Origin of the sequence: Halorubrum sp. Atlit-28R, from assembly GCF_003665955.1 — an archaeon.
Lineage (GTDB): Archaea > Halobacteriota > Halobacteria > Halobacteriales > Haloferacaceae > Halorubrum > Halorubrum tropicale.
On the sequence record NZ_QPLS01000213.1, the window covers coordinates 1 to 463 of the forward strand.

The 463-nt window shown below is 67.8% G+C and carries 1 protein-coding gene; it reads left to right on the forward strand.

Going from position 1 to position 463, the window contains the following annotated elements:
* A partial coding sequence (locus tag DVK06_RS17600) for a 50S ribosomal protein L30 (protein WP_121601159.1) occupies positions 1-366 on the forward strand: 366 nt, incomplete at its 5' end.
* Between the last annotated feature and the right edge of the window lie 97 nt (positions 367-463).

Sequence of the window (463 nt, forward strand, 5' to 3'; positions counted from 1 at the left end):
CTCGTCCCCGAGACGGACGCCTACCGCGGCATGGTGACGAAGGTCAGCGACTTCGTCGCCTTCGGTGAGCCGAGCCAGGACACCTTGGAGACGATTCTGGCCACGCGCGCCGAGCCGCTTGAGGGCGACGCCGACGTGGACGACGAGTGGGTCGCCGAGAACACGAACTACGACGACATCTCCGGGCTCGCGTTCGCGCTCCTCTCCGAGGAGACGACGCTGCGCGAGCAGGGACTGTCACCGACGCCCCGTCTGCACCCGCCTCGCGGCGGTCATGACGGCGTCAAACACCCCGTCAAGGAGGGCGGGCAGCTCGGGAAACACGACACCGAGGGAATCGACGACCTCCTGGAGGCGATGCGATAATGACGAGTAAAAAGAAACGACAGCGCGGCTCGCGCACGCACGGCGGTGGCTCGCACAAGAACCGACGTGGTGCCGGCCACCGCGGCGGTCGCGGTGC